This is a genomic window from Streptomyces sp. NBC_01515 (assembly GCF_045040345.1).
Lineage (GTDB): Bacteria > Actinomycetota > Actinomycetes > Streptomycetales > Streptomycetaceae > Streptomyces.
The window spans coordinates 2,991,965-3,017,260 of record NZ_CP109416.1 but is presented as its reverse complement, the minus strand read 5'-3'; the positions used below and the strand labels follow the sequence as shown (position 1 = coordinate 3,017,260).

At 71.4% G+C, this 25,296-nt stretch carries 22 protein-coding genes and 1 pseudogene; 14 read left to right on the top strand and 9 right to left on the bottom strand.

All coding sequences use genetic code 11. The annotated features are described in order from the left end of the window. Positions 1–6: 6 nt before the first annotated feature. The gene (locus tag OG407_RS13305; protein WP_405857918.1) at positions 7–681 is read right to left on the bottom strand and encodes a hypothetical protein; all 675 of its coding nucleotides are present in this window, start codon (positions 679–681) and stop codon (positions 7–9) included. Positions 682–858: 177 nt separating this feature from the next. On the opposite strand from OG407_RS13305, the gene OG407_RS13300 reads away from it, so the two are divergent. The 6 genes from OG407_RS13300 (at position 859) to der (ending at position 6,503) form a co-directional block, all read left to right on the top strand. Then, positions 859–1,293: a YidB family protein gene (locus tag OG407_RS13300; protein ID WP_405857916.1), complete on the top strand. Its 435-nt coding sequence runs from the start codon at positions 859–861 to the stop codon at positions 1,291–1,293. A gap of 91 nt (positions 1,294–1,384) precedes the next feature. Then, entirely contained in the window at positions 1,385–1,753 is a 369-nt protein-coding gene (aroH, locus tag OG407_RS13295; RefSeq protein WP_033286250.1) for a chorismate mutase, read from the top strand. Further along, positions 1,750–2,844 (top strand): prephenate dehydrogenase, encoded by a 1,095-nt coding sequence (locus tag OG407_RS13290; RefSeq protein ID WP_405857915.1) that lies wholly within the window; start codon positions 1,750–1,752, stop codon positions 2,842–2,844. The genes aroH and OG407_RS13290 overlap by 4 nt, the downstream gene beginning before the upstream one ends. Before the next feature lie 771 nt (positions 2,845–3,615). Further along, on the top strand, positions 3,616–4,311 hold the full coding sequence (cmk, locus tag OG407_RS13285) for a (d)CMP kinase (RefSeq protein WP_403590499.1): 696 nt from the start codon (positions 3,616–3,618) through the stop codon (positions 4,309–4,311). Further along, on the top strand, positions 4,269–4,952 hold the full coding sequence (locus tag OG407_RS13280; protein WP_403590496.1) for a lysophospholipid acyltransferase family protein: 684 nt from the start codon (positions 4,269–4,271) through the stop codon (positions 4,950–4,952). Before cmk ends, OG407_RS13280 begins: the two co-directional genes overlap by 43 nt. A 75-nt stretch (positions 4,953–5,027) precedes the next feature. Further along, positions 5,028–6,503, top strand: a complete 1,476-nt coding sequence (der, locus tag OG407_RS13275) for a ribosome biogenesis GTPase Der (RefSeq protein WP_026150792.1) — start codon at positions 5,028–5,030, stop codon at positions 6,501–6,503. 119 nt (positions 6,504–6,622) lie between these two features. Here der and OG407_RS13270 read toward each other — a convergent pair whose 3' ends face one another. Then, entirely contained in the window at positions 6,623–7,060 is a 438-nt protein-coding gene (locus OG407_RS13270; protein ID WP_405857913.1) for a hypothetical protein, read from the bottom strand. A 37-nt stretch (positions 7,061–7,097) separates the two neighbouring features. Continuing rightward, positions 7,098–7,886 (bottom strand): hypothetical protein, encoded by a 789-nt coding sequence (locus OG407_RS13265; RefSeq protein WP_405857911.1) that lies wholly within the window; start codon positions 7,884–7,886, stop codon positions 7,098–7,100. A gap of 502 nt (positions 7,887–8,388) precedes the next feature. Here OG407_RS13265 and OG407_RS13260 point away from each other — a divergent pair. Continuing rightward, entirely contained in the window at positions 8,389–9,120 is a 732-nt protein-coding gene (locus tag OG407_RS13260) for a transglycosylase family protein (protein ID WP_405857909.1), read from the top strand. Between the two features lie 60 nt (positions 9,121–9,180). On the opposite strand, the gene OG407_RS13255 is transcribed toward OG407_RS13260, so the two are convergent. Genes OG407_RS13255 through OG407_RS13245 form a run of 3 tightly spaced genes read right to left on the bottom strand, consistent with a single transcriptional unit; the run spans position 9,181 to position 13,573 of the window. Beyond that, a complete protein-coding gene (locus OG407_RS13255) occupies positions 9,181–9,816 on the bottom strand; it encodes an ATP-binding cassette domain-containing protein (RefSeq protein ID WP_405857907.1) in 636 nt (211 codons plus the stop codon). Further along, the gene (locus tag OG407_RS13250; RefSeq protein WP_405857905.1) at positions 9,813–13,088 is read right to left on the bottom strand and encodes an ABC transporter permease subunit; all 3,276 of its coding nucleotides are present in this window, start codon (positions 13,086–13,088) and stop codon (positions 9,813–9,815) included. Before OG407_RS13250 ends, OG407_RS13255 begins: the two co-directional genes overlap by 4 nt. A gap of 8 nt (positions 13,089–13,096) precedes the next feature. Continuing rightward, positions 13,097–13,573, bottom strand: coding sequence for a hypothetical protein (locus OG407_RS13245; RefSeq protein WP_405857903.1), 477 nt, complete (start codon positions 13,571–13,573; stop codon positions 13,097–13,099). 122 nt (positions 13,574–13,695) lie between these two features. On the opposite strand from OG407_RS13245, the gene OG407_RS13240 reads away from it, so the two are divergent. The 4 genes and pseudogenes from OG407_RS13240 (at position 13,696) to OG407_RS13225 (ending at position 17,055) form a co-directional block, all read left to right on the top strand. Beyond that, a complete protein-coding gene (locus tag OG407_RS13240; protein WP_405868387.1) occupies positions 13,696–14,250 on the top strand; it encodes a hypothetical protein in 555 nt (184 codons plus the stop codon). After that, complete coding sequence (locus tag OG407_RS13235) at positions 14,219–15,529, top strand: ABC transporter substrate-binding protein (RefSeq protein WP_405857901.1); 1,311 nt, start codon at positions 14,219–14,221, stop codon at positions 15,527–15,529. Before OG407_RS13240 ends, OG407_RS13235 begins: the two co-directional genes overlap by 32 nt. Before the next feature lie 46 nt (positions 15,530–15,575). Then, a pseudogene (locus OG407_RS13230) lies at positions 15,576–16,535 on the top strand (helix-turn-helix transcriptional regulator); the annotation flags it as partial. A 304-nt stretch (positions 16,536–16,839) separates the two neighbouring features. Beyond that, positions 16,840–17,055 (top strand): I78 family peptidase inhibitor, encoded by a 216-nt coding sequence (locus OG407_RS13225; RefSeq protein ID WP_405857899.1) that lies wholly within the window; start codon positions 16,840–16,842, stop codon positions 17,053–17,055. A 112-nt stretch (positions 17,056–17,167) separates the two neighbouring features. Here OG407_RS13225 and OG407_RS13220 read toward each other — a convergent pair whose 3' ends face one another. After that, positions 17,168–18,211, bottom strand: a complete 1,044-nt coding sequence (locus OG407_RS13220; protein ID WP_405857897.1) for a phosphatase PAP2 family protein — start codon at positions 18,209–18,211, stop codon at positions 17,168–17,170. Between the two features lie 259 nt (positions 18,212–18,470). After that, a complete protein-coding gene (locus tag OG407_RS13215) occupies positions 18,471–19,667 on the bottom strand; it encodes a hypothetical protein (RefSeq protein WP_405857895.1) in 1,197 nt (398 codons plus the stop codon). A gap of 261 nt (positions 19,668–19,928) precedes the next feature. Between OG407_RS13215 and OG407_RS13210 the strand changes: the two genes are divergently transcribed. Together OG407_RS13210 and OG407_RS13205 are read left to right on the top strand one after the other, a co-directional pair. Further along, on the top strand, positions 19,929–21,530 hold the full coding sequence (locus OG407_RS13210) for an MFS transporter (protein ID WP_405857893.1): 1,602 nt from the start codon (positions 19,929–19,931) through the stop codon (positions 21,528–21,530). Between the two features lie 390 nt (positions 21,531–21,920). After that, on the top strand, positions 21,921–23,111 hold the full coding sequence (locus OG407_RS13205; protein WP_405857891.1) for an acyl-CoA dehydrogenase family protein: 1,191 nt from the start codon (positions 21,921–21,923) through the stop codon (positions 23,109–23,111). Positions 23,112–23,168: 57 nt separating this feature from the next. Here OG407_RS13205 and OG407_RS13200 read toward each other — a convergent pair whose 3' ends face one another. Further along, on the bottom strand, positions 23,169–23,609 hold the full coding sequence (locus OG407_RS13200) for a cell division protein SepF (protein ID WP_019059292.1): 441 nt from the start codon (positions 23,607–23,609) through the stop codon (positions 23,169–23,171). A 333-nt stretch (positions 23,610–23,942) separates the two neighbouring features. Here OG407_RS13200 and OG407_RS13195 point away from each other — a divergent pair, with 333 nt between their 5' ends. Then, entirely contained in the window at positions 23,943–25,130 is a 1,188-nt protein-coding gene (locus tag OG407_RS13195; RefSeq protein WP_405868385.1) for a DUF5685 family protein, read from the top strand. Positions 25,131–25,296: the final 166 nt, after the last annotated feature.

Here is a 25,296-nt window from a genome sequence, read left to right as displayed (position 1 = left end):
GGGGGGTCAGGGGGTGACGGGCTGTGCCGTGAGCTGCTGGCCGTCGACCGTGACCGTGCCGGTCTCCGGGTCGATGCGGGGTGCGGAGGCGGTCTTGCCGTCGCGGGTGACGATGCCGGTCTGGCGGCCGTTCGGCAGCACGATCCAGCCGCCGTCGATCTTGGCGCCGCGCACCTTGGCGGTCGCGCGCCACAGGCCGGACGGCTTGACCGCCTTGTCCGCAGTGAACGTGTAGGGCCGGCCCTCGTCCTTGACGGAGCCGCGGATCTTCTTGCCCTGCTCGATCTTGCCGTCGAGTACGGCGCCGTTCGGGGCGGTGAGCTTCATGCTGCCGTCGTTGTTGACGCGCCCCCTGAGCCAGGCCTCCTTGTAGCGGCCGTCGCAGAAGTACGCGACGGCCTTGCCGTCCCGGACGGAGACCGCGACCGAGGCGGCGTCGTCGTCGGTGCGGCCGGCGTAGTTGGCGTTCGCGACGGGCGGCTTCGACGGCGACGGCGACGGTGTCGGGCTGGTGCTGGGCGTGGCGGATGGTGTCGGTGGCGTCTTCGGTGACGCGGACGGCGATTCCTCGCGGTACGAGGACGACGCGGTCTTCGTTCCCGATGTCGCGTTGAGCGTCAGCATGAACAGGCCCAGCACCAGGCCCGCCAGAAGTGTGAGCAGTGGTCCAGGACGCTTCACTTTGGCCCTCCCCCGAGGCGTGCTTCCAGCCCATGAGAGCGGACTCGGGGCCGTGGGTAAAGAGGCATACCGGGATGATCTCACCCCAAGTAGCGGGACGGGGTGGTTCGGGTGACATTGGCAGGGTTCGAGGCCGGGTCCCGACCAGTGGCCGGCCGCTCTCGAAAGGTGCGAGCCATGGCGGGCAACGATCTCGGCAGCCTTCTCGGTGGTCTTCTGGGGGGAACGGGCGGAGGGGGCCAGGGCGGTTCCGGTAGCGGCAACATCCTGGGCGCGCTGCTCTCGGCCCTCGGCGGGAGCCAGGGCGGGGGCGGTACCGGAGGCAATCCGCTGGGCGGGCTGCTGGAGATGCTCACCAAGTCCGGGCTCGTCGAGCAGAAGGACTCCTGGGTCGGCACCGGGCAGAACCAGTCCGTCACCGGTGAGCAGATCCAGCGGGCGCTGCCCGACGAGACCCTGCAGAAGGTCGCCGAGCAGGCCGGCGTGACCCCGGAGCAGGCCGCGAGCGACCTCGCGCGGACGCTGCCCCAGGCCGTCGACAGGCTCACCCCGGAGGGGCAGGTGCCGCAGGCCGCCTCGCTGGAGGAACTGGTCCGGCGACAGTCCCTGTGACCGTCTCGGTGGGCGGGCGCCGCGCACCGGTACCGGACGGGCTGACTAGGCTGGATGTACCAAGAGCCGTACATCAGCGAGGAGCTAAGCCGTGGCGGTACGAGCGGTTCGGGGCGCCGTCCAACTGGACAAGGACGAGGCCGGGCACATGGACGAGCAGGTCGGAGCGCTGCTCACCGCCGTCCTTGAGCGGAACGGCCTCACCGCCGAGGATCTGATCAGCGTCTGGTTCACGGCCACGCCCGATCTGCACAGCGACTTCCCGGCCGCCGCCGCCCGCAAGCTCGGCAGCGGGTTCGCCGACGTGCCGCTGATCTGCGCGCAGGAACTCGACATCGAGGGCGCGATGCCCCGCGTGGTCCGCGTCCTCGCGCACATCGAGTCCGACCGGCCCCGTGCCGACATCGCGCACGTGTACCTCGGTGCGGCGGCCGCCCTGCGCAAGGACATCGCGCAGTGAGGACCGCGCTCGTCATCGGCACCGGGCTCATCGGTACGTCCGCCGCGCTCGCCCTCGCCTCCCGGGGCGTCGTCGTCCACCTCACCGACCACGACCCCGAGCAGGCCCGTACGGCAGCTGCGCTCGGCGCCGGTACGGACGAGGCGCCGGACGGGCCCGTCGACCTCGCGATCGTCGCCGCGCCGCCCGCGCTGGTGGCCGGGGTGCTGGCCGACGCGATGCGGCGGGGTGTGGCCCGGGGTTACCTCGACGTGGCCAGCGTCAAGGGTGGTCCGCGGCGGGAGTTGGAGGCGCTGGGCCTCGAACCGTCGGTGATGTCCCGGTACATCGGCTCGCATCCCATGTCCGGGCGCGAGAAGTCGGGTCCGCTGGCGGCGACCGGTGACCTCTTCGAGGGGCGCCCGTGGGTGTTGACGCCCACCCGTGACACCGACACCGAGGTGTTGAACCTCGCCCTGGAGCTGGTCTCGCACTGCCGTGCGGTGCCGGTCGTGATGGACGCCGATGCCCATGACCGGGCCGTCGCGCTGGTCTCCCACATGCCTCATCTGGTGTCCAGCATGGTCGCCGCGCGGTTGGAGAACGCGGAGGAGGCCGCCGTACGGCTGTGTGGGCAGGGGATCAGGGATGTGACCCGGATCGCCGCGTCCGATCCCCGGATGTGGATCGACATCCTCTCCGCGAACCCGGGGCCCGTCGCCGATCTGCTCACCGATGTCGCGGGGGACCTGGAGGAGACGGTTCGGGCCTTGCGCTCGCTGCAGTCCGCCGATGACGGCAAGCGGCGGGAGGGCGCGGGCGGGATCGAGGACGTGCTGCGGCGCGGGAACGCGGGGCAGGTCCGCGTCCCCGGCAAGCACGGGTCCGCTCCGCGGGTGTACGAGGTCGTGGCTGTGCTGATCGACGACCAGCCGGGGCAGTTGGCCCGGATCTTCGCGGATGCGGGGCTGGCCGGGGTCAACATCGAGGACGTGCGCATCGAGCACGCGACCGGGCAGCAGGCGGGACTTGTGCAGCTGTGGGTGGAGCCGAAGGCTGCGGCGGTGCTGACCGCGGCGTTGCGGGAACGGGGCTGGGCGATCCGGCAGTAGGCACGGGATGTGGGGGCGGGCGTCTTCTGGGGGCTCCGCCCCCAGACCCCCGATCGGCCCTGAAGGGGCCTCGTCCTCAAACGCCGGACGGGCTGGATATGGCCGGCCTGCGTTGTAAGGGGGCCGGAGGGGCTGGAGATGCGCGGCCTGTATTGGAAGGGTGCCGGACGGGCTGGAGATGCGCGGCCCGCGTCGAAAGGGTGCCGGACCAGCTGGGTATGTGCGCCTGCGTCGGAAAGGCGCCCGGCGGGCTGGAGATGGCCGGCCCGCGTCGGTAAGCGCCGGAAGGGTTGGATCGAATCGTCCCGCGCCAAACGGCAACTGCCCGGCCGGGGAGTCCGAAGAATGTCGGCCTGGGTCGGCCGGCGCCGCGCGGGCTGAGAGTGTCGGCCTGCGTCCAGCGGTAGTCGTCTGGCCGGGGAGTCCGAAGAATGTCGGCCTGGGTCGGCCGGCGCCGCGCGGGCCGAGAGAGTCGGCCCGCGTCCAGCGGTAGTCGTCCGGGCAGGCAGTCTGATGAGTGTCGACCTGCGGCAGCAAGCGCCACCCAGGCCGAGAGCACCTGCCCGTATCCAGCAGTAACCGTCCAACCAGACAGCCCGAAGAACGCCCCCCCCGCGTCAATCAGCGACCGTCCGCCCCGGCGGGGCCGATCTCGCCGGAGCGGTGTCGACAAGGGGCGGCCGGACGAGTGACGCGCACCCAGTAACCTTGTCCGGGGCGCACTCGCATCCCCACCCCGCTCACCACCCCGCACCAGGAAGGTGTCCTCCCGTGGAAAACGGCGCCGCCCGGACCGCCCAGGCAGTGATTGTCGCTATCGACGGCCCCTCCGGCACGGGCAAGTCGAGCACGTCGAAGGCCGTCGCCTCGCAGCTCGGGCTGAGCTATCTGGACACCGGGGCCCAGTACCGGGCGATCACCTGGTGGATGGTGAACAACGGGATCGATCTCACCGACCCGACCGCGATCGCGGACGTGGCAGGCAAGGCGGAGATCATCTCCGGTACGGACCCGGCGAACCCGACGATCAGCGTCGACGGCGTGGACGTGGCCGGCCCGATCCGCACCCAGGAGGTCACCTCCAAGGTCAGCGCGGTCAGTGCGGTGCCCGAGGTGCGGGCCCGGATCACCGAGTTGCAGCGGTCGCTGGCCGCCGAGGCGGAGCGGGGGATCGTGGTCGAGGGGCGGGACATCGGTACGACCGTGCTGCCCGACGCCGATCTGAAGATCTTCCTCACCGCGTCCCCCGAGGCGCGTGCCGCCCGGCGGAGCGGTGAGCTGAAGGGCGCCGACGTACAGGCCACGCGCGAGGCGCTGCTGAAGCGGGATGCGGCCGACTCCTCGCGCAAGACCTCGCCGCTCGCGAAGGCGGACGACGCGGTCGAGGTGGACACGTCCGACCTCACGCTCCAGCAGGTCATCGAGTGCGTCGTCACCCTCGTCGGGGAGAAGCGGGCCGCGAAGTGACTGCACCTACGGAGCGCGGGGCCGAGATCGGGCGGCGCATCGGCGTCGGCCTGATGTACGGGCTGTGGAAGCCGCGTGTGCTGGGTTCCTGGAAGGTTCCCGCCACCGGCCCGGTGATCTTCGCCGTCAACCACTCGCACAACATCGACGGCCCTATGGTCATCGGTGTGGCGCCTCGCGCTTCGCACTTCCTGGTCAAGAAAGAGGCGTTCGTGGGGCCGCTCGGGCCCTTCATGCGCGCAGTCGGGCAGGTGGAGGTCGACCGCTCGACCGCCGACCGTACGGCCGTCACCCGCGCGCTCGACATCCTGAAGGGCGGCGGGGTCCTCGGGATCTTCCCCGAGGGCAGCCGCGGCGAGGGCGACTTCGCCGCACTGCGCGCCGGGCTCGCCTACTTCGCGGTCCGCAGCGGCGCCCCGATCGTGCCGGTGGCCGTGCTGGGCAGCTCGGAGAAGAGCGGACGGCTGATAAAGGCACTGCCTCCGCTGCGCTCCCGCGTCGACGTCGTCTTCGGCGACCCGTTCGACGCGGGCGACGGTTCGGGCCGCCGTACGCGCAAAGCGCTGGACGAGGCCACCGAGCGCATCCAGAAGCAGCTGGCCGCCCACCTGGACGATGCCAGGCGCCTCACCGGGCGCTAAGAGACACTTGAGTAGTGGATCACCCGAAATCCGGGGGTTCCACCGATCACCACGATGAACGAGGTACCGATCTTCATGAACGACCAGATCCAGCCCGACGGCTCCGGCGAGGAGCACGAGCACGGGGCGCTCGGCGACGCCGAGTACGCGGAGTTCATGGAGCTCGCCGCCGTAGAGGGCTTCGACATCGAGGACGTCGAGGGCGCCATCGGCGAGGCGGGACACGGGCCGCTGCCCGTCCTCGCCGTCGTCGGCCGGCCGAACGTCGGCAAGTCGACTCTCGTCAACCGCATCATCGGGCGGCGCGAAGCCGTCGTGGAGGACAAGCCCGGTGTCACGCGTGACCGTGTGACGTACGAGGCCGAATGGGCCGGGCGGCGGTTCAAGGTTGTCGACACCGGGGGCTGGGAGCAGGACGTCCTCGGGATCGATGCCTCCGTGGCCGCGCAGGCCGAGTACGCGATCGAGGCCGCCGACGCGGTCGTCTTCGTCGTCGACGCCAAGGTCGGCGCGACCGACACCGACGAGGCGGTCGTACGGCTGCTGCGCAAGGCCGGCAAGCCCGTCGTGCTGGCGGCCAACAAGGTCGACGGTCTGAGCGGCGAGTCCGACGCCTCCTACCTGTGGTCCCTGGGGCTCGGCGAGCCGCACCCCGTCTCCGCGCTGCACGGACGCGGCACCGGCGACATGCTGGACGCTGTCCTGGAGGCCCTTCCGGAGGCGCCCGAGCAGACCTTCGGCACCGCGGTCGGCGGGCCCCGTCGGATCGCCCTGATCGGCCGCCCGAACGTCGGCAAGTCCTCGCTGCTGAACAAGGTGGCCGGCGAGGAGCGCGTCGTCGTCAACGAGATCGCGGGCACCACCCGTGACCCGGTCGACGAACTGATCGAACTCGGCGGTATCACCTGGAAGTTCGTCGACACGGCGGGCATCCGCAAGCGCGTCCACCTCCAGCAGGGCGCCGACTACTACGCCTCGCTGCGTACCGCCGCCGCCGTCGAGAAGGCGGAGGTCGCGGTCATCCTGATCGACGCCTCCGAGTCCATCTCGGTGCAGGACCAGCGCATCGTCACCATGGCCGTCGAGGCGGGCCGCGCGATCGTCCTCGCCTTCAACAAGTGGGACACCCTCGACGAGGAGCGCCGCTACTACCTGGAGCGCGAGATCGAGACCGAGCTGGCCCAGGTCGCGTGGGCGCCCCGGGTGAACGTCTCGGCGCGCACCGGCCGCCACATGGAGAAGCTGGTCCCGGGCATCGAGACCGCGCTGGCCGGCTGGGAGACGCGGGTCCCGACGGGCCGACTGAACGCGTTCCTCGGCGAGTTGGTCGCCGCCCACCCGCACCCGGTCCGCGGCGGCAAGCAGCCCCGCATCCTCTTCGGCACCCAGGCCGGCACCAAGCCCCCGCGCTTCGTGCTCTTCGCCTCCGGCTTCATCGAGGCGGGCTACCGCCGCTTCATCGAACGCCGCCTGCGCGAGGAGTTCGCCTTCGAGGGCACCCCGATCCACATCTCGGTCCGGGTCCGCGAGAAGCGCGGCAAGAAGAAGTAGCCGCAGCCAGAAGAAGTAGCCGTAGGCGTACGGCTGTTCTCACGGCCGGCTGTTCTACGACGAAGAGGGCGGTCCCTGTCGATACAGGGGCCGCCCTCTTCGTGTGCGTGCCGTGCCGCTCAGATGCCTCGGCGCGGGCCGGGCGGCAGGGCCGCCGGGATGTGGTGCATCCCGGTGTGGGCGTGCTGTTGCTGCTGCTGCCCGGCGTGACCGAGCTGTCCGACGCGCTGCCACTGCGACTGCTGCCGGGCGCTGTAGGCCCCCGCGCTGTACGCGCTGTACGAACCTCCGCCGAGTGAACCCCCGCCGATCGAACCCCCGTTGAACGAGCCTCCGCTGAACGAGCCCGTGCTGTGCGGGCTGTGCCCGAAGGCGGTGAAGCCCAGTTCCTCCTCGCCGCTGCGGTCACCCGGCAGCGAGCGGAAGGTCTTGACCCACTCCGAGTAGAGCCGGTCGTAGATCGGCGTGGCCGAGGGACCGCCGGGGTTGTCCCGGTCCGACCGCGAGGACGGGATCGACTGGTAGGGCCGGCTGCGGGGAACGTCGTATGCGTGCACGTATGTCCAAACGACGCGTGACCTGAAGGGATGCGGCTCAGGTGCCCGCGAGCGGCAGCGCGGAGCCGACCAACTGGCCGTTCGCCGCGGCCTTGTCGAGCGCGCTGCGCAGCAGGTCCTCGCGGGGCTGGCGGCCGATCGAGCCGACCGGTGCCGCGAACATCAGCACCTGCTGGTGCTTGTTGGCGGCGGCCCGCCAGCTGTCGGTGACCTGGAGCGCCTGGTGTGCCTGCCACCAGGCCACCGGGGAACCGCCGTTGCTGTTCGGCTGGAGCACCGCGTGCAGCTGGCCCGCGGCGAGCAGCACCGACCAGCCGTGCAGCACGGGCGGCACGGTGGTGATCTCGCTGAGCGGCATGAAGCCCTGCTCGATCAGCAGCGGCAGGAAGTCGTCCCCGACGTCGGTCGAGCCCGGGCGCACGATGGGCGCGGTCGGCTCGACGACCAGGGCGGGGTGCAACTCCCCCGAGATCAGGACGAGTCCGCTGGTCACCCCGAGCACGGCCTGTTCGGGTACGGCCTTCTCCGGTGCGCCGGCCGGGGCGTGCGTGTTGCCGCTGATGGAGCGGACGGCGCCCTGCAGCTGCTCCTCGGTGACCTGGACGATCTGGGAGGGCAGGCAGGTGGCGTGGGCGAAGGCGAGGACGGCGGTCTCGTCGCCGATGAACAGGACGGTGCTGGTGCGCTCCTGATCGGAGTCGCCCTGGGTGCGGCACGACGTGCAGTCGTAACTGCCCGGGGCGTTGTCTCCGGCGAGCAGCCGGTCGGCTTCTTCGTCGCCGATCTCGGCGCGTACGTCGTCGCTGACGTCGAGCATGCGCGGCACGGGTGGCTCCCTCGGAATGCGGTGCCCGGTGGGTCCCGGGCTCATGAAGAAGACAACGGAGGATCTGTGGCGGGAGTCACGCCCCGGAGCGAACCGAATCGAACCAACCGAAGCAGACGGTCACGGTCGGTACGGAATCGGACACTCCATGTCAACTCTGTGAAAGGTCAAGGGAGTTGGTCGCGTGAACCGGGTCACAGCGCTTGTCGGCAACTGGTCGAGAAATCATGAAATAGGTGAATTTAACGAGTGGCCGAAAAATGCTGATACCCGCGGTAACAGTGAACTGGCCTGCGGGGACGGGCAGTTGGTCGACATGGGCTCGCCCGCCTCCGTACATTCCTCGGCTGTGTGCAACGAGCACCGCTCGGGTACGTCCGCCGGCCGAACAAGCCGGCAAGCAGCACCACTTCCGGCGGACGGGGAGGAGCGCGAGGACCGCGTGGATGCGTGGAAGCCGCGAACCGCCTTGGGGGAACCGGGTTGTTGGAGAGGGAACTACATGTCCGAATGTGCCGATACCACTCGCGAGAACGCTCCTGAGACCCACCGCAAGGGTCAAGCGCGTACGACGGCGGTCCTCGCCGGGGCGGCTCTGCTCGCGCCCCTCGGACTGCTGGCCGCAAGCGGCAACGCCGCGGCGGCCGACAGCGGAGTGTGGGACCGCATCGCCCAGTGCGAGAGCGGCGGCAACTGGCACATCAACACCGGCAACAGCTACTACGGAGGACTCCAGTTCTCCGCCGGAACCTGGCGCGCCTACGGCGGTTCGGCCTACGCGGCCACCGCGGACCAGGCCTCCAGGTCCGCGCAGATCGCCGTGGCCACCAAGGTCCAGCACGCCCAGGGCTGGGGCGCCTGGCCGGTCTGCTCGGTACGGGCCGGAGCGAGCGGCAGCGCACCCGCGGCCTCCTCCGGCACGGTGAGCGAGAAGTCGACGACGAAGACGAAGAAGTCGACCACCGGATCCACGTCCGAGTCGGCATCCGGGTCGACGAAGAAGCAGTCGACCAAGAAGGCGACCCCGTCGAAGCCCGCGACAGCGCCGGCCCGCGGGACGAACAACGCCTCGCGCGGCACGTCCCGCGGCGACTACACCGTCCGCGAGGGCGACACACTCAGCGCCATCGCCGCCCAGCACGGGACCACGTGGCGGAAGGTCTACGCCGCCAACAAGTCCGTCATCGGCGCCGACCCCGATCTGATCCTCCCCGGCCAGCAACTCGACCTCTGAGCCGAGCGCCGCTCCCGAGCCGCCCCCGCCCGGTCCTCCGACCGGGCGGGGGCGCGCCCGTCACGCCAGTTCGGCCGCCTCGCCGCTGAACACGACCGTCCCGCGCCGCAGTTCGTACACGATCGCCGCCCGGCCGCGCAGCACCGGCGGCAACCGCTGTTCGGCCACGACCACGCACGCGTCCAACCCGCCCAGCAGCTCGTACGTGTGCGCCGCGACCGCGGGCGACATGCCCTGCGCCGGTTCGTCCAGGAGCACCACACGCGCGCGTGCCAACAGGGCCCGGGAGAGCGCCAGCATCCGCTGCTCGCCCCCGGAGAGGGTGCCGGCCCGGCGGGGGAGCAGCGGGCGGAGCCGGGGGTAGGCGTCCAGGGCGAAGTCGTAGTCCCGCGCGGCGAGTTCGAGATTCTCGTGCACGGTGAGCGACCCGAACACGGCCTGCCTCTCCGGTACCAGACACAACCCCCGGCGAGCCCGTTCGTACGCGGGCATACGGGTCACATCGGCGCCGTCCCACACCACCGCACCGCCCGACAGCGCGACCGTACCGGCGAGGGCGCGCAGGGCAGTTGTACGGCCCGAGCCGTTACGGCCCAGCAGGACGGTGAGCCCGTGAGCGGGGGCGGCGAGGGTGACGCCGTGCAGGGCTTCGAGGGGGCCGTAGCGCACGCGCGCGTGGCGCAGGGCGATGGTCATGCGGGGTTTTCCTGGACACCCGGTGTATCGAGGACGTGACGGGGCGGGCCGGAGGAGACGATGCGGCCCGCGGCCATCACATGGACCACATCGGCGAGGCCGGCGACCAGATCGAGGTCGTGCTCCACGACGAGCAGCGCGGTGCCCTCGGCGGCGAGCGCCCTCAACACCAGGGCCAGCGCGGCCACTTCGGCGGTGTCGAGCCCGGCGGCGGGCTCGTCGAGCAGCAGCACGCGGGGGCCACCGGCGAACGCCCGCGCCAGCTCCACCCGGCGCAGGATCCCGGTAGGCAGGTCGGCGGCGGGCAGCGACCGTACGTCCCCGTCGAGCCCGAACAACCGCAACGCCCGCTCCACGGCACCAGGTTCGGCGACCCGGCCCTGCTCGGCCCCCACCCGCACGTTCTCGGCGACGGTCAACGAGGGGAACACCGCGAGCTGTTGAAAGGTCCGGGCGACCCCGAGCCGGGTGCGCGCATGCGCCGCCAGTCTCGTGATGTCCCGTCCCCCGAGCCGAACCTGCCCCCGCGCGGGCCGCACGGTCCCGGCCAGACAGTGGAACAGGGTGCTCTTTCCAGCCCCGTTGGGCCCGACCACAGCGGTGACCTGCCCGGCCCGCACGACGAGATCGACTCCGTCGAGCGCGGTGAAGCCGCCGTAGCGGGCGTGGAGGGTGTGGGCGGTGAGGAGGGGTGGGGTGAGGCGTGGCCGGGCGCGGGGTGGGGTCGATTCCGGAGCGGGGCTGGGAGCCCGCACAGCTTCGAGCGGGCGCGCGGCTTCGGACGGGTGCACGTTTGTGGTGGGCGGGGTGGGCGCCGCGTCCCGGTGTGACGATTCCGCCGCGTCGTGCTGTCGTCCGGGTTCGGCGGCGCGTGGCTTCCCGGGGGCGGACTCGGCCGGGTGTGCAACACCCTTGTGGGTGGCGGCCGTTGCATTCGCGCCGTCCTGTTGCCCGGGTCCGGTGTTCTGATCCCGCCCGGCGTCGGACCCCGCCGGGTGCGCAACGCCTTTGCGGGTTACCGCCGTTGCGCCCGCCTCGCCCTGGTGTCCTGTCCCGGGGGTGCGCCCTTGCGGGTCCCGGGCCCCGGACGCCGGCTCGGCGTCGGGCTCCGTTCGGCGCGCAACATCCTCGCGCGCAGCAGCCGTTGTGGCCGCCTCGCCCCGCTGCCCGGTCCCGGAGGCGCGCCCTTGCGGGTCCCGAGCCCCGGACGCCTGCCCGGTACGGGGCTTCGCGGGGCGTGCAACATCCGTGCACACGGCCGCCGTTGTGCTCGCTTCTCCCCGCTGCCCGGGGGTGTGCTCCCGCGGGTCCCGCGCCCCGGACGCTCGCCTGGCGTCGCGCTCCGCTTGGCGCGCAACATCCTCGCGCGCGACACCCGCATGCGCAGCCGCCGTTGAGTCCGCCGGCACCGGCACGTCCACCGTCCGCAACTTCCTCCGCACCCCCACCCCCAACGCCGTCAACCGCACCCTCCGTCGAGCCCGCAGCCGCCCCGCCGTCACCCGCAACGCCTCGTACGGACCCCCGGGAAACCGCCCCACGCACACCGCCAACACCCCGATCAGCGCCGCCGCCAACCCGCCGCGCGTGCCCGCGTCCAGTCCGACCAGCAGGGCCGCGGCAGCGAGCGCGCCCAGTGTGCTGTCGGCGCCCAGGACGATCACCGCGGCGAACCAGAGCAGGCTGCGGACGGGGTCGTAGGCCGAGGGGTCGAAGGCGCGTACGCCCATGGCGAGCATGCCGCCGCCCAGGGCGGCCAGGGCGGCGCCCGCGACGAAGGCCAGGAGTTTCAGGGACGGGACCTGGACGCCCGCCGCGGACGCGCCCTGTTCGTGGTCGCGCAGGGCGGCGAGGGCGCGGCCGGTGCGGCCCCGGCGCAGGGCGTGGGTGGCCAGCAACGCGGTTGCCAGGAGGGTGAGTTCGAGGGCGTAGTAGGTGCGGTCGTCCTCGAAGCCGGACGGGCGGGCCAGCGACAGGCCCGACGTGGCGTACGGCTGGGCGAAGACGAAGCGGCTCACCCCGACGCCGACCGCGAAGGTCGCGAGGGCGAGGGACAGGCCGTGGCGGCCGATCGCGGGCCAGCCGGTCAACAGGCCCAGGGGAGCCACCAGGAGCACCGCCACCGCCAGCGCGGCCAGTTCGGGCAGGCGGGGGAGGAGCGGGAAGCGGCCCGCCGCCACCAGCGCCGTGAACAGGGCACCCAGGCCCGCGTACGCCGCCTGTCCCAGGGAGAGCTGACCGCCGCGTCCGGTGACCACCACCAGGGACAGCAACACCACGCCCAGTGCCGGGACTTGGACTGACGTGTGCAGGTCCGAGCCCGCGAAACCCAAGGGGAGGAGGAACAGCACCCCGGCCACGATCCAGGCGCCCGGAGGCGTCGCGACGCGGGCCGTCGCCGTGCGCGGGAGGGCGTCCCGAGCGCCGAGACCCGGCAGTATCAGCGCCGCCACCAACAGGGCTACCACGAACAGGTTCGCGCCCGCCGCCTGCACCAACTGCCCTGCCCAGCCCGGCAGATGAAGCCTCGTCAACTGGCTCTGCCCGACCCCGATCCCCAGCGCCACCACCACCGCGACCGGCAGGCTCCGCATCCGCGCCGCCACCGCGACCGCCATCACCTCCATGACGAGCAGCGGCAGGCCGTACGGGTCCAGGCGTACGTACGGGGCGAGGAGCACGCCCGTCAGGCCCGCGGTGAAGGAGCCGAACGCCCAGCCCGCCGCGGCCACCCGGTCCGCGTCCACGCCACCCAGGACCGCGAGTCGGCGGTCGTCCACGACGGCCCGCAGCTCTCGCCCGAAACGCGTCCAGCGGATCACCGCCCCAACTCCGGAGGCCAGCACGAGCACCACCGCCAACTGCCTCCAGGGATCGGCCGACACCAGCTCCGGCGCGTCGTCCCGCGCCCCCTGCCCCCACACCAGCGCGGCCCCGCCGACCAGCAGCACGAACACCCCGATGGACGCGACCAGCGTCTGCGCCGGATCGCCGCCCAGGACCGACAGCGGTCGGAAGACGAACCGTTCCAGCATGACCCCGATACCCGGCGCGAGGAACAGCAGCGTCACCACCGCGCCCAGCCACAGCGGCCAGCCCCACCCGACCACGCACTGCCGCAGCACGTACGCGCACACCATCGCGACCGCGCCGTGCGCGAAGTTGAGGACGCCGGTCGCCCGGTACGTCACGATCAGGCCGATCCCGGTGAGCGCGGCGGCGCTGCCGACGGAGAGGCCGGCGAGGGTGAGGTCGTAGGTGAAGGAGGACATCCGGGGCTTCAGTCGTCGGCTTCGGCGGGTTCGCAGATCGGGCAGGGGCTCAACTCGCCGTTCGCCACCAGCTTCGAGTCCACCGGCACCGCCTCCGGCTTCCCGGCCACCAACGGACAGTCCGCGCGGTGCCACAACGCGCCGCCCGGCACCATCAGCAGGTCCCCGCTGATTGCCACGGGTGCTGCGGCGGCCTGTGCGGACTCCTCGACGTCGTTGGCTTCGGCGGCCACGAGAAGGCCGTACAGCTCCTCCACGCGCGCGGCGGCGAGGGCGGAGCGGCCGTGGGTGAGCAGGACCGTGGCGGCGACGATCAGCGCGGCGCCGGGGATCGTGCAGGAGGCCAGGTAGGGGAGTTGGCGTTCCGCGTAGCGCTCGCCCGAGACGCCGTACCAGCCGAGCACGCACAGGACCGCGCCCGCGGCGAGCGCGGCCCAGCCGGCCCACAGGGCGGGGTGCACGGTCCGCAGTCGGGCTGTCCGCATTTACGGCCCCCACACGTCGGGTGTCTGTCCATGCCGGCCAATGGCTTGCACTATGCCTTCTGACACCTGACCTGAAAACACCGGGCGAGCACGGCCCGGAACGACACCCGGCGGTGAGCCAGATGGTTCTCGGGAGCGACCTCAGGCGAAGGAACACACGGCGGGGGCGGGGTACTTCGGCGGCAGCCGCCCTGGTCCTCGTGCTCGGCCCGGCCCTGGCGGCCTGCGGCGACGACAGCGGGGGCGGCAGCAGCGCGCCGCCGCCCACCCCGTCGGTCGAGCGGACGACGAGCGCACCGGCGACCGCGCCCGCGGACCCGGCCGCCGCGACGACCCGGATCAAGGCCAACTGGAAGAAGTTCTTCGACCCGGCCGCCTCCAGCGAGGACAAACAGGCCGTCCTGGAGAACGGCGACAAGATGGGCCCGGTCCTGAAGGCCTTCAGCGGCGACAAGCGCGGCGGGCAGGTCCAAGCGGTCGTCCAGAAGGTCGCGTTCACGTCGGCGACCCGGGCGACCGTGACGTACAGCCTCACCCTGAACGGCGCCACCGCCCTGCCGAACGCCTCCGGGACGGCCGTCGAGCAGGACGGCACCTGGAAGGTGTCCGTCAACACCCTGTGCGCGCTGGTGGCGTTGAGCGGCGATGCCTCGCAGTCGCCCGGGACGGGCTGCTGAGGCCGCTGCCGCTGTGCTGCTGCTCCTCGCGGGCACGGCCTGCGGCAGCCGCCTCCCGGAGAGCGACTTCGAGCACGGCAACTCCCGTACGCCCGCGGCCAGTAGCGACACGCCGATCCGGGTCGGCATCATCACCAGCGCGACCAGCCCGGTCGGCGGCGACACCTTCACCGGCCCCCGCGACGGAGCCAAGGCGTACTTCGACCGCCTCGACGCGCGCGGGGGCATCGACGGGCACCCGGTCGAGGTGCGCCTGTGCGACGACGGCGGCAGCGGTGTCGGCAACAACGCGTGCGTGCACCAGCTGATCGACGGGGCCGACGGGGATGCCGTCGTCGCCCTGGTCGCCACCACCGCCCTCGACTACGCGGGCGCCTCCCGCGTCTCCCACGCGCGCGTGCCCGACATCGGCGGCCAGCCCATCGGCGCCGCCTACGACACCTGGCCGCACCTGTACGGCATCTACGGCAGCCTCGCGCCCCGCGCCGGGACACCGGGCTGGGGCGGGCGGTTGTACGGCGGCACGGAGGTCTACCGGTACTTCAAGCGTGAGCGGGGGGCCCGTACCGCCGCCGTCGTGTCGTACAACCAGGCCGCGTCCGCCGCCTACGCCCGCCTCGTCGAGCAGGGGCTGAAGACCGAGGGCTACAGGGTCGTCACCGAGCAGGTCGACTTCGCGCTGCCCAACTTCCGTGCCGTGGCGGCGGACTTGAAGCAGCAGGGCGCCGACCTGGTCTTCGACGCCATCGACACGCACGGGAACGCCCAGCTGTGCGAGGCGATGGACCAGGTCGGCGCGAAGGTCATCGCCAAGGTGACGAACGTACAGAACTGGACATCCACCGTCCCGGAGGACTACAAAAACTCCCCGCGCTGCCGCAATGCCCTGTGGGCGACCGGGTCCAGCCGCGACTTCGACGACACCTCCCAGGCGGCCGTACGGGAGTTCCGGGACGCGACGAAGGGGCTGAAGACGCACTCCCAATGGCAGTTGGAGGGGTGGGCGGCGGCGATGCGGTTCACGGACGCGGCCAAGGCGTGCGTGAGGATGAAAACGGGCGTCACGCGCGCGTGTGTCGACGGGTTCATGAACCGGAGCGAGAACTACACCGCGGGCGGGCTGTTGGTTCCCGTCTCTTTCCAGCGGCTCGCCGAACCGCCGAGGACGCGCAGGACCTGCCTGTCCGTGGCCCGCTGGCAGGACGGCAAGGGGTGGGTCCCGCAAGGGGACATGAACAGCACCTGTTTCGACGTGCCCCAACTGCCGTACCGCCCTTGACGCGGGCCGCCGTTGATACAGACCGCCCTTGATGGAGACTTCGACCATGTTGGAGACCTCGGCACGACTCCTGCGCCTGCTCTCGCTGCTCCAGGCCCACCGCGAGTGGTCCGGCGCGGACCTGGCCGACCGGCTCGGGGTCACCCCGCGGACCGTGCGCCGGGACGTGGACCGGCTGCGGGAACTGGGGTATCCCGTCAACGCCAGTCCCGGCACGGGTGGCGGCTATCAGCTGGGCGCGGGCGCCGAGTTGCCGCCGCTGCTGCTGGACGACGACGAGGCGGTCGCCGTGGCGGTCGGGCTGCGTACCGCCGCCGGGCAGGGCATCGAGGGCATCGGCGAGACCTCCGTACGCGCCCTCACCAAGCTCGAACAGGTGCTGCCGAGCCGGTTGCGCCGCCGGGTGGGCGCCCTCAACGCGTTCACCGTGCCGATGCTGCACAGCACGCTGCCGTCCGCCGTCGACCCGGCCGTCCTGACCGAGCTGGCCGCCCTGTGCCGGGACGCCGAGCGGCTGCGCTTCGACTACGAGAGCCACGACGGCACGCCCACCCGCCGCAGCGTCGAACCGCACCGCCTGGTGTGCACCGAGCGGCGCTGGTACCTGGTCGCCTGGGACCTGGACCGCGAGGACTGGCGCACCTTCCGCGTCGACCGCGTCACGCCCCGGCCGCCGCACGGGCCGCGCTTCACCCCGCGCGAGCCACCGGCCGAGGACCTCGCCGCGCACGTCTCGAAAGGGGTCTCCACGCGCGCGTACGCCTCGCACGCCGTCGTCCGGCTGCTCGTGCCCCTCCAGGAGGCGGCCGAGCGGATCTCACCGTCCGGCGGGACGCTGGAGGCCGACGGACCGGACGCCTGCCTGCTGCGGACCGGGGCCCCGAACCTCGACCTGATGGTGGTCCACGTGATGATGATGGGCTTCGACTTCGAGGTCCTGGAGCCCGTCGAGCTGGCCGAGAGGATCAGGACGGCCCGGGACCTGCTGACCCGCGCGCTGGACCGGCACGACCCGGGTGCCCACGGCGATTCTGTGCCGGAACGGTGAAACTCTTATGCGGCGTCAGCTCCCGCCGTACCGCACGGAATCGGAATGGAAAGGGGCGTCCGGCCGGTTCTCGCGGCACTTTCCGCGGGGCTATTCGGGGAGCCGGACCGACATGCGGGAATTACGTTCGAATGCCTGCGGAAGGCGTACGGAACCGCTCATACGTGTGAGGGATGCAGAACAAAACACACGTCCTGATCCTGTGACAGAAGTGTGACCGGAGAGGGACGGAGAGAGCGCAAGAGGGGCTAGCGTGGCGGGCATGGCATCCATTCCGACTCCACCGGCAGAGCCCCAGGACAGTCCGAACAGCTATGTGGGCCTCGACGCGGCAGAGGCCGAGCGGCTCGCGCGGGAGCGCGGCTGGCCGACCGTGCGGTCGCTGCCGCCGGGGGCCATCATCACCATGGAGTTCCGCGGGGGACGGCTCAACTTCGAGGTCAAGGACGGCACGGTGGCGCGCGCCTGGAAGGGCTGAGCGCACACGTTGGGCGAGCACGTGACGAAGGCCCCTGTTCCGCTTGCGGAACAGGGGCCTTCTTGATGCGCGGGGATGGTTGTGCGTACCGGCCCCGCGGTCTGGGCGGGGGTCAGCCGCCCGTCGCCGGACGGGCCGTGGCCGTGGCCGGGGTGGTGCCGCGCGCCACGCGGTCCGGGTGCGGCGGGCGGCGGCTGCCGATCGGGGTGACCGGGGTGCGCTCCGAGCGGGTCGTGTGCGGGCCCGGGGCGAGATGGGCCGGTGGTCGGGCCGCACGGCTCGCGGTGACCGTCTCACGGGCCGCCGGTACCTCGTCGCCCGAGGAGGAGGTGCGCGGCTTGAGCAGCACCGGCGCGGTGACCGGGGACGTGGGCACCGGTGCGGGTGCCGTGCCGCCGCGACGGGCACGCCAGCGGTCGCGCAGGTCGAAGATCCGGGTCTCGGCCAGGGCGATCAGCGGCTCGCACCACGGCAGGGCGAGCAGGACCAGCAGACCGGCGGCCCAGCCGAGCAGCACGTCGCTCAGCCAGTGCGTGCCGAGGTAGACCGTGGCGAGACCGACGCCGAGCGAGGTCACCGCGGACGCGGCGGACAGCCAGCGGCGGGCGGCCGGCGTGGAGGCCAGATACGCCAGGATTCCCCAGGTCACGACCGCGTTGGCGGTGTGGCCGCTGGGAAATATATCGCCGCCCAGACCCATCTCGTTCGAGCCGATGACGGTGGCGTAGTGCGGGCCGAGACGGCCCATGCCGAGCTTGGCCGCGCCGACCGTGATGTTCAGCAGCAGCAGCAAGGTGCCCAGGGTCAGCAGCGGGCGCAGCGTGTGCTGCCGCCAGGAGCGCCAGCCCAGCCAGGCCGCGACCATCACCGCGGTCGGGCCGCGCTGGCCCAGGACCACGTAGTAGTCGACGAACCAGTGGATGCCGGCCCACTGCTGGTACGGCCGGAAGAACATGACCTGCCAGTCGAACCGGACCAGCCAGGACGTGGTCACGACGAGCCACACGATGGCGAGATAGAAGGCCAGGGTCGCGGCAAACAGCACGACCCTGTGCCGGCTCATCTTCGGCACATCGATGTTGGCCGGCCGTTCAGGTTCACGGTCCAGCCTCGCGAACACCCGGTCCAGACGGGTGAGGTTTCGTTCGGTACGCACTCAATCGACGTTACAGCGAGTGAGTGTGGATCCCCGTCGAATCAGCGGCTTTGTGATGACGATGTGATGTGGGAAAGCTCTCAGACGCAGGTTTATTTCCGAGGATTCCGCAATCCAGGACGGCTCCGTCCTGCAATTCCTTTGATCATGCCGGGGTCGAGTTTTAAGGCCCTTATGAATTAGTTCACCAAATGCTGGGGTGAAATTGGCCGGGTGCTCATGGAGCGTGACGAGTGGATCATGGGGTGTGCTGAGTGGATCATGGCGGACCGGAACCGTTCAGCCAGAACGCCCCGTACACGGCCGATGCCACCGCGACACCGCCCACCACCCACGCTGACCTGGACGTACGCAGCCGGGCCAGCGCGAGCGCGAGGGGGAGCAGCAGGGGGAAGGCGGGCATCAGCAGGCGGGGTTTCGAGCCGAAGTAGCTCGACGCGCACAGCGCGAGCGCGGTGACGACGCCGGTGTACACCAGAAGCGGCAGCGGCTGGCCCTGCCGGACGCCCACGACGTACAGCCAGAGCACCAGCCCGACCCCGACGATCAGCCCCACCCCGGCCAGGGCCGAGGGGAACGACGTGAACTTGTCGCCGACGAAACGGGCGAAGGCGGCACCCCCGTCGAAACCGTTGCGCCAGCCCGCCTGCACGTCGAGATAGCCCAGCGGACCCTTGCCGGTGCGGTGGCCGACCCACAGGACGTACCCGGCGGCGCCCAGGGGCGCGATCGCCATCCCGAGGGCGCGAGGCCGGACCTGCGCGCCGGGCGCGGGCGCCGTGCTGCGGTCCCGCACGAAAGAGGCCTCCGCGCGCGGGGCGAGTCCGGTGAACCGCGAGGCGAGCCCGGTGAACGAGGTGATGCCCGCGACCCACACCGCCGCGACCACCGCGAGCCCCACGGGCCGCGTCAGCCCGGCGAACAGCGCGAGCGCACCCGCCGTCACCCAGCGGCCGGTCAGCACGGCATACAGGGACCACGCGGCGAGCGCGGTGAAGAGCGACTCGCTGTACGCCATCGACTGCACGATCCCCACCGGCAGTACAGCCCACAGCAGCACGGCACACACGCCCACGCGACGGCCGTAGACATGCTCCGCGACTGCGAAGATCCCCCAGGCCGCCGCGAGCGAGGTGAGCAGGCTCACCAGGAGACCGCCGTCGGCGTACGACAGCGGGGACACCGCGTGCATGAACCTTTCCAGCCAGGGCAACAGCGGGAAGAAGGCGAGGTTCGAGTGGACGTCGCCGTTCGGGAGGCGGACCTCGTAGCCGTAACCGAGGTCGGCGACCCGCGTGTACCAGAGGGCGTCCCACCGCGCTGTCAGCAAGGTGTGGGCGCTCTTGCCGCGCGCCGCGCTCCACACCGCGAGCACCACCAGGCCCAGGGTGCGGACGGCGGCGTACCCGAGGAGGGCCGGGGCCGCCCGGCGCAGAGGTGCTGCGAGATCGGTCACGGACCTGATTATCGAGGGCACGCTGAACCGGCAGGCCCGGCGGGGGCGTGGCCCGCGGAAGGGTGAGTGGTGTACGCCACACGTGTTCCTCGGGGAGTGTGAGAGGTCCACCACGTGGCATTGGCGTGAACTCGCGTACGCTGACGGCTCACTCGCCTTCGTTGCGCGGGTCGGAGACACCGCTCCTCTCCGGCCGCAGTCACGGGGAGTCCCCACCCCGTGAGCCCCGCCGAACGCGAGGGAACATCTGGGAGGTAGTACATGTCCGGGACGACCACGGCCGCCGCAGCGCTGCGCCGTCGGGCGGCCGGGGCCGGTGCCAACCGCTGGGTCGTCCTCGTCGTCCTCTGCGTCAGCCTGCTGCTCGTCGCGCTCGACGCCACCGTGCTCCATGTCGCGGTGCCCGCCGTCACCGAGGACCTCAAACCCGGCGCGATAGAGCTGCTCTGGATCGTCGACGTCTATCCACTGGTCTGCGCCTCGCTCCTCATCCTCTTCGGCACCCTCGGCGACAGAGTCGGCCGCAGGCGCATCCTGCTCCTCGGCTACGGCCTCTTCGGCGTCGCCTCCGGCCTCGCGGCCCTCGCCCATGACGCCCAGGTCCTGATCCTCGCGCGGGCGCTGCTCGGCGTCGGCGGCGCGATGATCATGCCGGCCACACTCTCGATCCTCCGCCAGGTCTTCCCCGACCGGCGTGAGCGGGCGGTGGCGATCGGTGTGTGGAGCGCGGTGGCGGCGGTCGGCGCGGCGGTGGGTCCGCTGCTCGGCGGGTTCCTGCTGGAGCACTTCTGGTGGGGCTCGGTCTTCCTCGTCAACATCCCCCTGATGCTGATCAGCCTCCCGATCGGCAGGCTCCTCCTCCCCGAGTCCCGCGGCGATCGCAACGGCCCGTGGGACGTCGTCGGCGCGCTCATGGCCGCGGGCGGGCTCTTCGGCGCCGTCTTCGGCGTGAAGCGGCTCGGTGGCGGGGAGCCGGTCGAGAGCGGGTGGACCGTGGCCCCGCTGTTCGTGGGCGCGGTACTGCTGGTTCTGTTCGTACGACGGCAACGGCGCCGTACGCATCCGCTGGTGGACCTGAAGATGTTCCGCAGGCCGGCGTTCAGCACGTCCGTCGGCTGCATCGTGCTGGCGATGCTGGCACTGGTCGGCCTGGAGCTGATCGCGGCGCAGTACCTGCAACTGGTCCTCGGCCTGTCGCCCCTCCAGACGGGTCTACGGCTGCTGCCGCTGACGTTCGCGGCGATGGCCGCGGGGTTGTTCGGGGCGCGGATGCTACGGCGCTTCGGCCCGCGCCGGATGGTGTGCTTCGGCTTCTGTCTCACCGCGTTCTCGGTGCTGACGCTGACCGCGATGGGCGAGCGGGACAACACCGGGCTGCTGCTCTTCGGGTTCCTGCTGCTCGGGTTCGGGCTGGAGATGACGCTCTTCGGGGCGTACGAGTCGATGCTGAGCGAGGCGCCGCCGGCGCAGGCGGGTGGCGCGGCGGCGATCGGTGAGACCTCCTACCAGCTCGGCGCGGGAATCGGCATCGCGCTCCTCGGCAGCGTGATGAACGCGGCGTACGCGCCCGGGCTGTCGTCCGTTCCCGGTGTACCGGCGTCCGCGTCGGCCTCGGCGGGGCATTCGCTGGGTGAGGCGTACGACGTTGCCGGGCGGCTCGGCGGGGTGCGTGGCGCCGCGCTGCGTGACGCGGCCCGGCACGCTTTCGTCCATGGCCTGCACGTCACGTTGCTCGTCAGCGCGGGGTTGCTGCTGCTGGGCGCGGTGATGGCGCTGCGGTTGCCCCGGATCATGCACTGCGAGGCGACTCTGGCCACGGTCCCCGCCCCCAGGGAAGTAGCGGAGTCCCGCATCTCAGCCTGACCAAAGCCACTCTCCCACCCACGCACCACCCGTTTACGGGCGATCGAAGGTGACCGTGTCCTGTGGGGCCCACTCACCGTTGGCGGGCTGCGGGCTGCGGGCTGCGGGCTGCGGGCTGCGGGCTGCGGGCTGCGGGCTGCGGGGAGCCGGGAGCCGGGAGCCGGGAGCCGGGGAGCCGGGGCTGAGCTTTGAGGTGGGGGCGGACCCCGGCGCGGTCGCCCGCGGTGCTCAACCCCCGCGGCAGACGGTCACTGCTTGGTGCCCTGCACGGGTGGGCGGGTGGGAGAGGTTTGGTGGGGGGCGGCGCGCTGGACTCGTGGCGCCGGGGGTCGTAACGTCGGGGCCGTTGTCGTAACTAGCGGTGATAGTTTTAGTGCCGGAGGCTCTGTCATGGCTGTGTCCTCGAAGTTGCCCCCCTTTGATCCCGCCGACCCCCTCGGCATCGACGACCTGCTCGACCCCGAGGACCTCGCGATCCGGGCCACCGTCCGGGCGTGGGCTGCCGACAGGGTGCTGCCGTACGTCGCGGAGTGGTACGAGAAGGGGGAGTTGCCCGGGATCAGGGACCTCGCTCGCGAACTCGGCGGCATCGGGGCGCTCGGGATGTCGCTCGACGGGTACGGGTGCGCCGGGGCTTCCGCCGTCCAATACGGGCTCGCCTGCCTGGAGTTGGAGGCCGCCGACTCCGGGATCAGATCGCTCGTGTCGGTGCAGGGTTCCCTCGCGATGTACGCCATCCACCGCTTCGGGAGCGAGGAGCAGAAGCAGGCCTGGCTGCCGAGCATGGCCTCCGGTGACGTCATCGGCTGCTTCGGGCTCACCGAACCCGACCACGGTTCCGACCCAGGCGCCATGCGCACCTACGCCAAGCGCGACGGCGGCGACTGGGTCCTCAACGGGCGCAAGATGTGGATCACCAACGGGTCCGTGGCCGGCGTCGCCGTCGTATGGGCGCAGACCGACGACGGGATCCGCGGCTTCGTCGTACCCACCGACAGCGCTGGCTTCTCCGCGCCCGAGATCAAGCACAAATGGTCACTCCGCGCATCCGTCACCAGCGAACTCGTCCTCGACGACGTGCGGTTGCCCGCCGACGCCGTGCTGCCGGAGGTCGTAGGACTGAAGGGGCCGCTCGGCTGTCTGTCGCACGCCCGTTACGGAATCGTGTGGGGTGCGATGGGCGCGGCGCGCGCTTCCTTCGAGTCCGCGGTCGCGTACGCGAAGACGCGGGAGCAGTTCGGGCGGCCCATCGGCGGCTTCCAGCTCACCCAGGCCAAGCTCGCCGACATGGCGGTCGAACTGCACAAGGGGATTCTGCTCGCCCACCACCTGGGGCGGCGCATGGACGCCGGGCGGCTGCGTCCCGAGCAGGTCAGCTTCGGCAAGCTGAACAACGTACGAGAGGCCATCGAGATCTGTCGTACGGCACGGACGATCCTCGGTGCCAACGGGATCTCACTGGAGTACCCGGTGATGCGGCACGCGACGAACCTGGAGTCGGTGCTCACGTACGAGGGCACCGTCGAGATGCACCAGCTCGTGCTGGGCAAGGCGCTCACCGGACTCGACGCCTTCCGCTAGGAAGACCCGAAGCCCTGTTCAACCCTGCGGGAGGCAGGGCCGGTAAGCGGCCCTGCCTCAGCTCTGGTTGAAGAACCCGTCCTCACGGCGCACGGCGGGGTCGCCGCTGACGATCTCCGTGTTGGCGGGGGTCAGCAGGAAGACACGGTTCGCGACCCGCTCGATGGTGCCGCGCAGGCCGAAGGTGAGGCCGGCCGCGAAGTCGACCACGCGCTTGGCGTCGGTCGCCTCCATCGCCGTGAGGTTCACGATCACCGGGACCCCTTCCCGGAACAGCTCGCCGATCGCGCGGGCGTCCCGGAAGCTGTCCGGGGTGACCGTGCCGATCCGCCGGCCCTTCACCTCGGCGACGTCCTCCGCCACCTTCACCCGCGGATCCGTGACCCAGGCATCCCCGGGCTGCTCGGTCCCTTCGGAGTAGTCGTCGTCGTAGTAGCGCTCGTCGTCGTTGTCGTCAACGAGTCCAAGCCAAGCACTCGCCTTGCGTACCGATCCCATGGACGCCTCCTCTCACAGCGGTCTTACTTGCTTTCCGCATCCCTATGGTCATCCATGATGCGGATCGCGCGCCAAGTGGATAGACGCCGCGCGGGGGGTTTGTGACGCTACTGGTGCACAGCCAATACGTCGAGGGCCCCCGTGTATCAAGGGTGTTGCTGGACACGGCTGCTGACTGAGAGTGAAATATGATTCTTCCCGGCGTCCGGGTGACGGTTGGTGCGTACGGGTGAACGAGGTGGTCGATACGAAGCGGCTGCTCAACGCCCGGTCAGATGCCATATCGATCTCCAGATGCCCAGTCAGATGTCGTTCACGCCACGGGGGGTTGTCGTGTTCGGAATGGTCCGGCCTTGCAGTCACCGGCTCGGTGAAAGCCTCAAGGCCCAGTGGATGGCGCATTTGTGCGGGCTGTGTCTCGCGCTGCGCGGGGATCACGGGCAGTTCGCGAGGATTGTCACGAACTACGACGGTCTGCTCCTCTCGGTCCTGACGGAGGCTCAGGCCGAGCGCGAGGGCGGCGGATGGCGTCGTACGGCCGGGCCCTGCCCGCTGCGCGGGATGCGGACCGCGTCCGTCGCGCAGGGCGAGGGGGCGCGGCTCGCGGCGGCCGTCTCGCTGGTGCTGGCCTCCGCCAAGGTGCGTGACCATGTCGCCGACGGGGACGGGCTGCTGGCCCGCAGGCCCGTCGCGCTGGCCGCGCGGCGGGTCGCCGGGAGCTGGGGGCGGGCCGGGGCACGCACCGGTTCCGCGGTCGGGTTCGACGCCGCCGTGCTCGTCGACGCCGTGGAGCGGCAGTTCGGCATCGAGTCCCTGGCCGGCCCCGGGACGCCGGTCCTGACCGTGACCGAACCGACCGAGACCGCCACCGCGGCCGCCTTCGCGCACACCGCGATCCTGGCCGGACGGCCCGGCAACGCCGTACCCCTCGCCGAGGCCGGACGCCTCTTCGGCCGGCTCGCGCATCTCCTGGACGCCGTGGAGGACAAGGAGACCGACGCCGCGTCGGGCGCCTGGAACCCCCTCACGGCCACCGGCACCCCGCTCACCGAGGCCCGCCGGCTCGCCGACGACGCGCTGCACGGGATACGGCTCGCGCTGCGGGAGGCCGAGTTCGTGGACGGCAAGCTCGCGCATCTGCTGCTCGCGCACGAACTGGGGCGCTCGGTGGACCGGGCCTTCGGCACCCAGTCGTGCGGGCACGGGGCCGGGTACGGGCACGTGTCGGAGCCGCAGGGTGCCTTCGGGCCGCCGCGGACTCCGTACCTGCCGGGCGATCCGCGGCACGACGGCAATCCCTACGGCGGTGAGCCCCCGCGGCCCGACAGGCGCGGGTTCTGGGCCGGGTGCGCCGTAGCCCTCGGGCTGTGCTGCACCTGCAAGGTGTGCTGCGCCGACGAGTTCGAGGGGCCGTGGTCCGGGCGGCGGCGCGAGGGGTGCTGCTCCAGCTGCGACTGCTCGTGCTGCGACGCGTGCGAATGCTGCGAATGTTGTGAATGTCTGTCGTGCTGCGACTGCTGAATATGCCAGGTGCCGCGATCTGTTGACCGTGACGGGTCGTCACCGCCGTTGTATACGCGGCACTTGGGGATCATGGATGACCTGCGAGGTCGGGCCGTCCCTGTTTCGGCGCGGTAAAACAAAAACATGATCCGGTGACCGGTGTGCCGTGCGTGTCGTTGGGCGG

Bases quoted from the DNA above. Each gene is read 5' to 3' on its own strand.
- OG407_RS13200 (WP_019059292.1), bottom strand. From the start codon at position 23,609: ATGGGATCGGTACGCAAGGCGAGTGCTTGGCTTGGACTCGTTGACGAC.
- OG407_RS13235 (WP_405857901.1), top strand. From the start codon at position 14,219: ATGCCTCGCAGTCGCCCGGGACGGGCTGCTGAGGCCGCTGCCGCTGTG.
- OG407_RS13255 (WP_405857907.1), bottom strand. From the start codon at position 9,816: ATGACCATCGCCCTGCGCCACGCGCGCGTGCGCTACGGCCCCCTCGAA.
- OG407_RS13210 (WP_405857893.1), top strand. From the start codon at position 19,929: ATGTCCGGGACGACCACGGCCGCCGCAGCGCTGCGCCGTCGGGCGGCC.
- der (WP_026150792.1), top strand. From the start codon at position 5,028: ATGAACGACCAGATCCAGCCCGACGGCTCCGGCGAGGAGCACGAGCAC.
- OG407_RS13260 (WP_405857909.1), top strand. From the start codon at position 8,389: ATGTCCGAATGTGCCGATACCACTCGCGAGAACGCTCCTGAGACCCAC.
- OG407_RS13250 (WP_405857905.1), bottom strand. From the start codon at position 13,088: ATGTCCTCCTTCACCTACGACCTCACCCTCGCCGGCCTCTCCGTCGGC.
- OG407_RS13225 (WP_405857899.1), top strand. From the start codon at position 16,840: ATGGCATCCATTCCGACTCCACCGGCAGAGCCCCAGGACAGTCCGAAC.
- OG407_RS13245 (WP_405857903.1), bottom strand. From the start codon at position 13,573: ATGCGGACAGCCCGACTGCGGACCGTGCACCCCGCCCTGTGGGCCGGC.
- OG407_RS13205 (WP_405857891.1), top strand. From the start codon at position 21,921: ATGGCTGTGTCCTCGAAGTTGCCCCCCTTTGATCCCGCCGACCCCCTC.
- OG407_RS13300 (WP_405857916.1), top strand. From the start codon at position 859: ATGGCGGGCAACGATCTCGGCAGCCTTCTCGGTGGTCTTCTGGGGGGA.
- OG407_RS13240 (WP_405868387.1), top strand. From the start codon at position 13,696: ATGGTTCTCGGGAGCGACCTCAGGCGAAGGAACACACGGCGGGGGCGG.